Origin of the sequence: Streptococcus saliviloxodontae (assembly GCF_016908655.1) — a bacterium.
GTDB classification, from domain to species: Bacteria; Bacillota; Bacilli; order Lactobacillales; family Streptococcaceae; genus Streptococcus; species Streptococcus saliviloxodontae.
The window spans coordinates 1-11,915 of the sequence record NZ_JAFBEI010000014.1; the positions used below are offsets into that span (position 1 = coordinate 1).

The 11,915-nt window shown below is 38.9% G+C and carries 8 protein-coding genes and 1 pseudogene; 2 read left to right on the plus strand and 7 right to left on the minus strand.

Going from position 1 to position 11,915, the window contains the following annotated elements:
* Window positions 1-117: 117 nt before the first annotated feature.
* Window positions 118-572: pseudogene (locus tag JOC31_RS04115) on the plus strand (IS982 family transposase); the annotation flags it as partial.
* A 144-nt stretch (window positions 573-716) separates the two neighbouring features.
* Here the strand turns inward: JOC31_RS04115 and ruvA are convergent.
* The 6 genes from ruvA to argR form a co-directional block, all read right to left on the minus strand.
* A complete protein-coding gene (gene ruvA, locus JOC31_RS04120) occupies window positions 717-1,307 on the minus strand; it encodes a Holliday junction branch migration protein RuvA (RefSeq protein ID WP_205016904.1) in 591 nt (196 codons plus the stop codon).
* Between the two features lie 70 nt (window positions 1,308-1,377).
* A complete protein-coding gene (locus JOC31_RS04125) occupies window positions 1,378-1,827 on the minus strand; it encodes a helix-turn-helix transcriptional regulator (RefSeq protein WP_205016905.1) in 450 nt (149 codons plus the stop codon).
* Window positions 1,828-1,927: 100 nt separating this feature from the next.
* Window positions 1,928-3,892 (minus strand): DNA mismatch repair endonuclease MutL, encoded by a 1,965-nt coding sequence (mutL, locus tag JOC31_RS04130; RefSeq protein WP_205016906.1) that lies wholly within the window; start codon window positions 3,890-3,892, stop codon window positions 1,928-1,930.
* Window positions 3,893-3,965: 73 nt separating this feature from the next.
* On the minus strand, window positions 3,966-6,533 hold the full coding sequence (gene mutS, locus JOC31_RS04135) for a DNA mismatch repair protein MutS (protein WP_205016907.1): 2,568 nt from the start codon (window positions 6,531-6,533) through the stop codon (window positions 3,966-3,968).
* Window positions 6,523-6,873, minus strand: coding sequence for a YlbF family regulator (locus JOC31_RS04140; protein WP_205016908.1), 351 nt, complete (start codon window positions 6,871-6,873; stop codon window positions 6,523-6,525). The genes mutS and JOC31_RS04140 overlap by 11 nt, the downstream gene beginning before the upstream one ends.
* Window positions 6,873-7,310: an arginine repressor gene (argR, locus tag JOC31_RS04145; protein WP_205016909.1), complete on the minus strand. Its 438-nt coding sequence runs from the start codon at window positions 7,308-7,310 to the stop codon at window positions 6,873-6,875. The genes JOC31_RS04140 and argR overlap by 1 nt, the downstream gene beginning before the upstream one ends.
* Before the next feature lie 393 nt (window positions 7,311-7,703).
* Between argR and argS the strand changes: the two genes are divergently transcribed.
* Window positions 7,704-9,395 (plus strand): arginine--tRNA ligase, encoded by a 1,692-nt coding sequence (gene argS / locus JOC31_RS04150; RefSeq protein WP_205016910.1) that lies wholly within the window; start codon window positions 7,704-7,706, stop codon window positions 9,393-9,395.
* 151 nt (window positions 9,396-9,546) lie between these two features.
* On the opposite strand, the gene JOC31_RS04155 is transcribed toward argS, so the two are convergent.
* Window positions 9,547-11,781 carry a KxYKxGKxW signal peptide domain-containing protein gene (locus JOC31_RS04155; RefSeq protein ID WP_205016945.1) on the minus strand — a complete coding sequence of 745 codons (2,235 nt, stop codon included), beginning with the start codon at window positions 11,779-11,781 and terminating at the stop codon, window positions 9,547-9,549.
* Between the last annotated feature and the right edge of the window lie 134 nt (window positions 11,782-11,915).

Here is an 11,915-nt window from a genome sequence, read left to right on the forward strand (position 1 = left end):
TTTTGGTTTTAGGAACTTTAAAAACTTCAAAAAACGGATTCTCATCGCTTTAAACATGCAAAAAGAGAGAACCAATCTGATTCTCTCTCGCTGCTAATTATAAGTCAACCCACTACAGTTGACGAAGAGCCCTTTAATCGGCGAGCAAGACAATTGATTTGGTTAGTTCAAGTCATTCGACAAGCAATGCCTCTAAACATCTATAGTTTTACGGATTTAAAGTTCACATGCTAGTTACTCTATCAGGTTATATTTTGAACTATGTTGTTACACCAGCCTCTATTCATGATATGAGAGCTGTCAATGAACTTTTAGAAAACTGTCAACAGCCTTATATTTTGGCAGACTTGGGTTATCTTAGCCGCGAGCTTAGAGAGAATTTGAAACAGAAAGGTTATCATCTTTGGACACCTCTACGCCAGAATATGACAGGCGCTAAGCAACATAATCACTGGAAGCTGATGGCTATGAGACGGACTATTGAAACACGATTTTCAGAACTTTGTGTCCTTTTTGAGATAGAACAAACACTGGCTAGAGGCTTAACAGGATTACAGTTAAGAATTGAATAAATCGTATTAGCTTATAATTTAAGATACTTTGAAATTAACTAGCACCACGGGTATAAAGTTATTACAAAATATTATTTGTTTATAAACTAACATACCGTTGTTTATTTGTCAACCGTTTAAAATGACGGTAGATGGACTGATTCATTATTTCATCAGCATTTTCAAAGCCTGTTTGATGTACTGTTCAGCTGTTTCATTAGTTCCTTCAAAGAAGGCTTTGATTTTCTTAAGCTCAGCTGCCTTGTAGCCCAAGGCCAAGAGAGCTTCCATAGCTTCTTCTAAATTCTCATTGGTATTGGCTTTAGCCTTAGTAGCTTTGCTATTCTCCACAGGCGTATCAACAAACTTACCAGCCAAATCAAGTACCATCTGCTGAGCTGTTTTCTTACCAATCTTTGGAAATTTCATGAGGTACTTGATATCGCTATTATCAATGGCAGCCACAAGCCCTTCGTTATCATCTACAGCCACGATGGCTAAGGCTGTCATGGGACCAATGCCAGACACTGAAATCAACTTGAGAAAGACATCTTTTTCATCTTGACTGTGAAAGCCAAATAGAAGGTGGGCATCCTCTCGAATGACCTGATGTAGATAAATCTGAACTTCTTGGTTGACCTGATCTGAAAATGAGTAGGGATTGGCAACGTTGATCATATAACCTAAGCCACCTGTCTCAACAACGATAAACTTAGCGGTAATCTTGGTCAGTTGACCCTTAATATAATCGTACATAACTAACTTCCTTTGTCGCAATATCTTTCCATTATACCAAAAATCCACCCCTTAGGGTGGATATAAATGATTAACGATTGAAGAGTTCTAGGATATTTTTAACGCCTAGTACAACGAATGTAATCATTCCTCCTAGAAGTGAGATACGTGAGGCATCTGCCATAAAATTTTCCCATGACGGCTGGCCAAACAAACCAATTAGAAAGCAGATAAATCCTAAACCAAGTAAGCTAACTGCTACTCTTAGAATCCTTAAATTCATCGCTACACGTTTAGATTTGCTAGTATCGTCAATCAATTTTTTTGTCATATTTGTCATATCTGTTTCTCCCAAAATCAGTTCATCCAAACTGATATCATAATGTTTAGAAATCAGAATCAGCATTTCGATATCAGGAAGATTTCTATCATTTTCCCAATTAGAAATCGCTTGTCGCGATAATCCAAGCTGTTCTGCCATTTCTTGCTGTGTGATTTTGTGTTTAGCTCTTAATGATTTTATTTGTTGGCTAAAGTTCATTTTGTATTCCTTTCTACAATTTCAGTATAGGGATTATTGACAGAACTGTAAAGAAAGCATGACTTGCATATGATTTTTTTAGAGACAGTTAGGCTTGCTTTTAGTATTTTCCAAGCTCACGCAGACTCGTATGATTCTCTTGAATACGTCTAAACATCTTTTCCATATCCGCTTTTGTAAAGTTCACAAGAACTGGACGACCGTGGGGACAATTGTAGGGATTTTTACACTTGGAAAGTTGTACCAGTAAGTCCCTCGCTGAATAATCATCCAAGATATGATTTGCCTTGATGGAACGTTTACAACTCATCATGATTGCTAACTCTGCGCGATACTTTTTGATTGAGACATCATTTGTTAACAGTAACATATCACACATTTCATAGACACCTGACTCAATCTCCTCTTCTTTCATCCAAATGGGATGTTCTCTAAGGATGAAAGTATGGTTACCATAAGGCTCTAGATAGATACCGACTTGATTTAGTAAAGCCATTTTTTCCTGCAAATTGAGGTAATCATCTCCAGAAAATTCAAAGAGGTAGGGAACTAGCAACTGTTGCAAACTATCATCAACATCACCAATTTTTTCACGGTAATACTCATACTTAACACGCTCCTGAGCTGCGTGTTGGTCAATGATATAAAGACCACCCTGTCCTTGAGCAAAAAGATAAGTACCATGCATCTGCCCAAAGAAATCTAATTCTGGAAACGTTGAGGTCTCCTCATTCTCCAATTGAGTAACTAGCTTGGCCAGTTTAGTCTTATTTTTTAAATCTAAGGAGTCATGATTGTCTTGATTCTCCTCTACTGACTGACGCTTGGCAAAATGGAGACTTGACGATGAGTTGACAGAATCGTCAATGTTCTGTTCTTTATCTATATTGTCATCGATACCGAAAGTCATTTGACGTTCCTGGATATCAGATGATTTATCATCCTTCAGGAAGAAATCGTTGCGCTCACTATCATAGTAAAGATTAGTCGTTTTCAGCGGAAGACTGGTTTGAATTGGCTTAGACTGACCTCGAGTACTTGACTTCGCTAAATTTTCCAAGGCATCTGGGATAAGCTCTTGCTCCTTCAAACTATCAAAGATAGCTGCGCTGATCAACTTCATGAGTTCAGCTTCTTTGGAGATACGAACTTCCTGCTTAGTTGGATGGACATTGACATCAGCTAGATAAGGATCAATCTGAATATCAATCACGGCAATGGGAAAACGCCCCACCATCAGCTTAGACCCGTAGCCATCTAGAATAGCTCGATTAATCAAGAAATTTTTAATGTAGCGCCCATTGATTAAGATGGTAATATAATTACGATTAGCACGCGTTAGCTCTGGTAAACTCACATATCCCGATATTTCAAAATCAAGATCACTATTTGAAATCTCAATCATTTTTTTAGCAGTATTTAAACCATAAATACCGGATATCGCCTGACGTAAATCACCCGTTCCTGGCGTCTGGGTCATCTCTTTACCGTCTGCAATCAATGTAAAGGCAACCTCTGGATGTGCTAAACACTGACGATTGATAACGTCTACAATATGCCCTAGCTCAGCTTGCAAGCTCTTCATATACTTCAGACGTGCAGGTGTATTATAAAAGAGGTCCTCAACACTTATCTTTGTTCCCACAGGAGTTGATATGGGCTCTTGAGTTTCGATGATTCCCCCTTTGGCAACCAACAAGGTACCATGTGCTTCATCAGCTGTTGATGTCTTTATTGTCAAGCGACTAATTGATGCGATTGAAGGGAGGGCTTCTCCTCGAAATCCCAATGTTCGGATACGAAACAGGTCCCCTTGATTTTTAATTTTGCTTGTCGCATGACGACGTAAACTCATCGCAACATCAGCACTAGCCATCCCTTCGCCATTATCGATAATCTGAATGGATTTTAACCCACCTTCTTCAATCTGAACCGTAATCTGGCTAGCCCCAGCATCAATCGCATTTTCTACCAACTCTTTGACCACACTGGCCGGTCTTTCCACAACCTCACCTGCTGCAATCTGATTGGCAAGTACCTCTGGTAATTCGATAATTTTCGACATATTTTTCCTCGCTTCTTACTTCCTTTCATTATAACACAAAAGCAAAAAAGGCTGGGAAACACTCCCAACCTTATCACAACATATTTTTTAATTCAAAGACCAAGTTCATGGCTTGCATCGGTGTCAAATTCATTAAATCTGTTGATCGTAATCTCTCAATAACTCCATTATTTTCCTCATCACTAAAAAGAGACAGTTGCTCTTGAACGTTAGAGTCACTAGCAATAGGTGGCACTAGCTGAGTGCTTTCTTTTTCACTCTCTCCAGTTAATTTAGCTGAGTGAGCTTCCAAATCAGTTAAAATAGCATCTGCTCTGCTTAATAACTGACTAGGAAGTCCTGCAATCTTAGCAACATGAATCCCGTAAGATTTATCTGCTGGACCTTCTGAAATTTTATGTAGGAAAGTAACTTCGCCATCCTTTTCCAAAATGGCCACGTGAACATTAACAAGGTGCTGTAGTGAAGTTGACAGCTCTGTCAACTCATGATAGTGGGTGGCAAACATCGTTTTGGCACCTACTTTATCGTGAATATACTCAATAATGGACTGGGCTAAGGCCATACCGTCATAAGTTGCTGTCCCACGTCCCAGCTCATCAAATAAAATCAACGACTTATCACTAGCTCTCTGTATGGCATGATTAGCCTCCATCATCTCAACCATGAAAGTTGATTGCCCAGAAATCAAGTCATCTGCTGCCCCTATACGAGTAAAAATGGCATCAAATAGAGGTAAATCAACCGTATCTGCCGCAACAAAAGAGCCTATTTGTGCCATTACAGCTGTCAAGGCAAGTTGACGCATGTAAGTTGATTTACCACTCATATTAGGACCTGTAATCAGCTGAATATCAGTCTGATGATCAAAATGAATACTATTTGGAATATATTCTTGTATTCCCATAACTTTCTCAACAACTGCATGACGTCCTTGGTCAATAGCAATGACTTGCTGATTGTTAAAGCGAGGTCTAACATAATGGTTGGTCTCAGCAACCACTGCTAAAGATTGAAGGACATCAACAGTTGCAATCGTCTTAGCAAGATGCTGTAAGCGTTGGATATAACGTTCTACCTGCTCGCGAATACGCATGAAAATGCTATACTCCAAATCAGATGACTGCTCTCGTGCTTCTAGCATATCTCCTTCGATTTTAGCCAATTCAGCAGTTCCAAAACGCTCAGAATTTTTTAGAGTAGCTTTTCTAAAGAAATGCTCTGGAACAAGGGAAAGATTGGAATTTGTTACATGGAAATAGTAGCCATCTTTCTTATTATAATCTATCTTCAGTGTTGAGATACCAGATGCTTGACGCTCCTTAGCCTCTATATCTGCAATCCAACTTGTCCCTTCGCGCATAACTTGACGATAATGGTCTAAGCGCTCATCAAACCCAGTTTTGATAATCCCCCCTTCGGTGATAGTCGCAGAAGCTTCTGGATCTATAGCTGAACGAATTAGACTTTCCAACTCAGGCAAGGGATCAATATCATTGACGAGACTGTCAAGTTCTCTGGCATCAAAAGATTCCAAAATAGCCTTGATAACAGGAATTTGTGTCAGAGTCTGTCCGAGCTGCAACAGGTCCTTGGGATTTGCCTTACCAAAGGAAACACGACTGGCTAAACGCTCAATATCATAAACCCCTTTCAGACTCTCACTTAGATCAGTTCTCTCAAAGAACTGATCTAAGAAAACTTGAATAATATCTTGACGTTGTTCGATAGCTTCTTGATTTACCAAAGGACGGTCAATCCATGTTCGCAAAAGACGCATTCCCATGGCTGTCTTGGTCTCATCTAATAACCAGTACAGACTGCCATGTTTCTTAGATGTTCTCGCATTTTCAAGTAAGTCTAAACTCGATTTAGTGGCGTAAGTCATCTGCAAGTAGTCTTTGATTTCATAGTGTAAAACAGCTTGCAAGTGGCTTAATTCACGCTTTTGTGTTCTATGGACATACTGCAAAAGCTTTCCTGCCACTTTTATTTCCAGCTCTGTCAACTTATTGTCAACCAGTTGAACATCGTCAAACATATCATATTCTTCAGATAAAAGTAGATTCATTTGCTTGGTGAGCATGTGTTTTTCTTCCTCTGAAAGCTCACAACCAATAACTACTTCCTTAGATTTTAAATTTTGAATTTCACTTCTAACTGATGCAAAATCTTGTAACTCAGTCACATAAAATTCGCCAGTAGACAAATCCATGTAAGATAAGGCATATTGATGCTGACTCTTATCAATCGCCACCAAAAAATTATTGCTATTATCAGGTTTACTAGAATCTACAGCAGTCCCGGGCGTGATAACTTGAACAACTTCACGTTTGACAACACCAACAGCTTGCTTAGGATCCTCCATCTGCTCAGCAATGGCTACCTTATAACCAAGATCCACTAAAATGTCGATGTATTGCTGTGCTGAATGGTGTGGGACTCCTGCCATAGGGATTGGATTTTCAGCATTTTTATTACGACTAGTCAGTCCAATTTCTAGCAGCTGGGCAGCCTTAACAGCATCATCATAAAATAATTCATAGAAATCTCCCATCCTAAAAAGCAAAAAAGCATCTGGATAATCTGCTTTAATATCCAAATACTGTTGCATTCCCGGAGATATTTTTTCATTTGCCATTAGATAGCTCCTTATTTATCTGATCTTCTATTCTCTTAGTGATATGACTCAGCAAATCACTAGCATCCTGCATCTGTCGACGGTAATCCTGCACAATAGGCAGTTCATCCAAACTATCCTTTAGCTGCTGCGATGCATGAGCGTTGTCTTCTGACGCCTGTGGCTTATCCAGTTTCTGCATCAAAACAGCTTTCTGCTGATAAGATTTCATAGCAATCACATTTTCTGTTAAGTCCGGTAATTGCTCGATTTTAGCCTGTGCTTCTTTGAAGGACTGAATGGTATCGTGTTGACTGAGTAACTCCTTCAATTGACTCAGAGCTTGTTCATAGGTAGTCATTAAATTTCAGACTGTATCTCTCTCTCTAATTCTTTGGCAACAATAGCATTTTGACAAATAACCAATAAGGTATCTGCCCCAGCTACCGTACCAAGAATATCTTCTCGGTTCTCGCCATCGATGACATTAGCCAAAACATCCGCTTCTCCCAAACGTGTGGTCAACACTAACATAAACTCTGCACGAGATACCTTCATAATGTATTCACTAACATTCTCAGAAAACTGGGAGCTATCCCCTTCGGTTAAACTATAATAGAGCTTGCCATCGTCTGCTCTTAATTTCATCAATCCAATTTCACGTAGGTCACGCGATAATGTCGCTTGTGTCACATAAATCCCAATAGCTTCCAAGCGTTCCTTAATTTCTTCTTGTGTTCCAATACGTCCACCCTTAATCATTTCTTTGATTTTAACGTGACGTTGTTTTTTGTTCATTCCTTCTCCTTTTCACTTATTATTTGTATTGCATAAATATCCTTACGGATTATATCAAAAAAAGGGGCTTTTTTCAGCACTTAAAATCAAATTTTATCTAAAAGTTATTTATCTCTCTCTTTAATGTTATTAGTACTTTTTTACTAATAGTAATCTATTATTTATTAGCTAATTAAGGTAAATAGGATGCTTTTTCCCTTAAATTCTTTTAAGAGTCATTAGCGAATAAAGATACATATTTAAATAGGAAAAAAGCAACTAAATTTAAATCAATACGCAATCTAAAAAAAGATAAAATTGGCAAAAACTCTGACTTTTTTAGATTCCATCCCTCTCCCTTTTCCTTTAAAAATGTGGTAAAATAGGATGACTACTATCATTTAGGAGAATAAAATGGATACAAAAACACTGATCGCGGGAGAAATCGCTAAAGTCGTTACTGATTTAGACCAAGAAACGATTTTCAATCTCCTGGAAACACCTAAAAATTCTGATATGGGAGACCTTGCCTTCCCGGCCTTCTCACTTGCTAAAGTGCTCCGCAAAGCACCTCAAATGATTGCTAGTGATATTGCTGAGCAAATCGATACAAGTAACTTTGAAAAGGTTGAAGCTGTTGGTCCCTACATCAATTTCTTCCTTGATAAATCAAAAATCTCAGCAGAAGTCCTTGAGCAAGTTATCTCAACCGGCTCTGACTATGCCAAACAAAATATCGGAAATGGCCGTAACGTCGCTTTTGACATGTCATCACCAAACATCGCTAAACCTTTCTCAATCGGTCACTTGCGTTCAACAGTTATCGCAGATGCTCTCGCTAACATCGTTGAAAAATTAGGCTACAAACCTGTTCGCATCAATCACTTAGGTGACTGGGGTAAGCAGTTTGGTATGCTGATTGTTGCCTACAAAAAATGGGGAAGTAAAGAAGCTGTTCAAGCTAACCCTATCAATGAACTCTTGCAACTCTATGTTCGCATCAATGCAGAGGCTGAAAACGATCCATCAGTAGATGAAGAAGCTCGTGAATGGTTCCGTAAATTGGAAACTGGTGACCAGGAAGCAACTGAACTCTGGCAATGGTTCCGTGATGAGAGTTTGGTTGAGTTTAACCGTCTCTACGATGAACTTGATGTTTCCTTCGATAGCTACAACGGAGAAGCCTTCTACAACGATAAGATGGATGAAGTCGTTGACTTATTGACTGAAAAAGGTCTCTTAAAGGAATCCCAAGGTGCTCAAGTCGTTAACCTTGAAAAATACGGTATTGAACATCCAGCCCTCATCAAAAAATCAGACGGTGCAACACTTTACATCACACGTGACTTGGCTGCCGCCCTTTACCGTAAACGTACTTACGACTTTGCCAAATCAATCTATGTGGTCGGAAACGAACAAGCAGCTCACTTCAAACAGCTAAAAGCTGTCTTGAAAGAGATGGATTTCGACTGGTCAGATGATATGACGCATGTGCCATTTGGATTGGTCACAAAAGGTGGTAAAAAACTCTCTACTCGTAAGGGAAATGTCATCTTGTTGGAGCCAACAATCGCAGAGGCAGTCAGCCGTGCCAAAGCTCAAATTGAAAGCAAGAACCCTAACCTTGCCAACAAAGATCAAGTTGCTCATGCAGTCGGTGTTGGTGCCATCAAATTCTACGACCTTAAAACAGACCGTATGAATGGCTATGACTTTGACCTGGAAGCTATGGTTTCCTTCGAAGGTGAAACTGGACCTTATGTCCAATACGCTCACGCGCGTATCCAATCTATCCTCCGCAAAGCTGATTTCACAGCAGACGCTTCAGTAACTTATAGTCTTAATGATGCTGAAAGCTGGGAAATCATCAAACTTATCCAAGACTTCCCACGTATTATCAAGCGTGCTGCCGATAACTTTGAACCATCTATCATCGCTAAATTTGCGATTAGCTTGGCTCAAAGCTTCAACAAATACTATGCACACACACGTATCTTGGATGAAAATCCTGAACGCGACAGCCGACTAGCACTCAGCTACGCTACAGCAACTGTTCTTAAAGAAGCGCTCCGCCTACTCGGAGTTGAAGCACCAAACGAAATGTAAGAAACACAAGTCCTACAGCAGGACACTCATAAATATAAGAAAGGCACTCCTGTGAATCAAATGTTCACAGGAGTGCCTTTCTTATATCATATGTGGTAGAGCTCGCCGCCGTTACTTTTCTTAGATTAAAATACCATGATGTAAGAGCCTATTAAAGTTGAACGGCTCTACCTTTGTCATCAAGTTGGTAAGTGTAACCACCGTAGTTCAGTGTTCGGTTGGTCCAAAGCTCACCAGAATTAGGATCAAAGTAATATTGATAACCATCAATGGTAAGTAATTTTCCTTTGACTTGAACACCCTCGCTAATATATGTGTTACCGTTATCAGTTTGGCCAGTACCATAATAGTAGGTTTTGCCATTGAGTACTTGCCATCCTGTCAATACTTTACCATTTTCATCCATATAACGCCATTCGTCTCTACTTGAATCTACTTGATACCAACCATTAGTTTTGAGCTGACCTGTAGTCTTGTCAAAATAATAAATATTATGATCAATAGTAATCAATCCATTGGCACGCGTATAGGATGGTTTAAAGTTTTGGGAAATGCTATTTTCGGGCTCAATAGTATAGTAAGTTTGGCCATCTTCTTCGTACCATCCCTGTTGCAACTTACCATCAGCTCCATAATAACCAACCTTATTTCCATAATAAGGACTGTAGCCAAACGACAAAATATTGTAACTAACAAGTTGATTAGTCACAACTTGATCATTTTCGACAAAATAATAATCATCCTCCACAGCAATAGCATGTGGATAGTTACTAGAAACAGATTGACCACCTGTACCAAAGTAATAGAGCTTACCGTCTATAGTCTGTAAACCTTGAACACCGTAGCCATCTTTACCAAAATAGTATGATTTGTAATAACGGCTTCCCTTAGCACCGTAAAGATACTGGTCTTCATCTACGACAATTTTATTTCTAACCATTTGTCCAGTTTCTTTATCAAAGTAATAGTTCTTATGGTCAATAACAGTCAATCCCTTAGCGTAATCACCATTTTCCAACTGATAATAAGTTTGACCGTCTTCCTTGGTAATAAATCCATAGTTTTCCTGAACTTTACCGTCTTGTCCTAGAGTGTACTCCTTACCATCAACAGTTACTGTTTGGTTTGTTAACATCTCACCGGTGTTCGGATCAAAGTAATAGTTGGCACCATCAATAAGCAATAGTTGACCTTTAATTTGCCCAAATCTAGCGCGATGATCATTATAGTAAGTCGTATCATCTAACTTAGCAAAGTAATACGTCTTACCACCAATCGTTTTCCAACCTTCAGCTAAGTGCCCATCTTGATCAGCATAGTAATAACCTTGATAGCTGTCAGTAGCTACTTGGATAAAGGCATTTTTAACTGGCCGACCATTTTCATCCAAATAATAATAGCCAGCTAAGCTACCGTCTAAGCCTTCTTCTTGCTGATGGTAGACAGTATCTTTGTATTGACCGCCGTATTTTTTATCAAAATGGTAAAGCACCCCATCAATGAGCTGGTCTCCTGTGACTGCCTTACCATCTGCTCCAATGTAGAGCCATCCTGTCTGATGAGCGCTTCTATCTATATTTGTTGGATAGTACTTATCAAGTACAAAACGATTGCTGACTGTTTTACCATTCTCATCATAATAGGTAATATCAGCTTTTCCTTTGGTAAATTCTCGACTTACCTGATCACGATACTGAGCTGTTTTAGCTGCTTCTCCTTCTAGAAGAACACCTGTATCATGATCTGTTACAATATATTTTCCATTAGTATCATAACCAAACCCTTTAAGTTGACGACCATTTTCATCAAAATAATAATGCAAGCCATCAATAGTACTATATCCTTTAGCTATCACCCCACTAGTATTTTTGTAATACCAATTATTATCTTTTTCATAAAAACCTTGAGACGGAATTGCTACTTCTTCTTTGTTAGTTGTTTCAGCTTCAACTGGAGTCTGATTTGTCGGAGATGGGTTAGTGACTGGTTCTTTCTCGACTACTCCTTTAGAAGCATCAGAAATAGTCGCATCACTTGTTTTTGGCTCAGGAGATTCCGATACGTCACTTGTTAAAACATCACTAGTCTCTTGTGAAATAACATCATTAGACGTTGTTTCAGAGGTACTGATATCTGAGCTACTATCCATAGGCTCTGTCACTATATTTTCTGCGCTACTAGGAGTCTCCGTAGTTGGCTGAATCGTTTCAGAAGTGCTATTAGCTTGATTAGAAACTATTTCCGTACTTGTTGGCGTTTGAGAAACGTCATCAGCAGTTACAGTTGTCGTCACCGAACCAACTGCTGAAAGTACGATAGCTGTTCCCATAATCGTTACCCAATGCTTTTTAACCTTGTGTAGTTTAAAATGAGTAGAAAGTTTCATTTTTCAGTCCTCCTAATATTATTTTTATAAATTTTACACCTAAATTGTAAAACCTTTTTAATAAATTAGCAAGTAATTTCTAAAAAACAACGCTTATTGAAAGAAAATAAACGATAATGAGTGTATTTGGTGAT

Coding starts and splice junctions, on each gene's coding strand:
- argS (WP_205016910.1), top strand. CDS start 7,704: ATGGATACAAAAACACTGATCGCGGGAGAAATCGCTAAAGTCGTTACT.
- JOC31_RS04125 (WP_205016905.1), bottom strand. CDS start 1,827: ATGAACTTTAGCCAACAAATAAAATCATTAAGAGCTAAACACAAAATC.
- mutL (WP_205016906.1), bottom strand. CDS start 3,892: ATGTCGAAAATTATCGAATTACCAGAGGTACTTGCCAATCAGATTGCA.
- argR (WP_205016909.1), bottom strand. CDS start 7,310: ATGAACAAAAAACAACGTCACGTTAAAATCAAAGAAATGATTAAGGGT.
- ruvA (WP_205016904.1), bottom strand. CDS start 1,307: ATGTACGATTATATTAAGGGTCAACTGACCAAGATTACCGCTAAGTTT.
- JOC31_RS04155 (WP_205016945.1), bottom strand. CDS start 11,781: ATGAAACTTTCTACTCATTTTAAACTACACAAGGTTAAAAAGCATTGG.
- JOC31_RS04140 (WP_205016908.1), bottom strand. CDS start 6,873: ATGACTACCTATGAACAAGCTCTGAGTCAATTGAAGGAGTTACTCAGT.
- mutS (WP_205016907.1), bottom strand. CDS start 6,533: ATGGCAAATGAAAAAATATCTCCGGGAATGCAACAGTATTTGGATATT.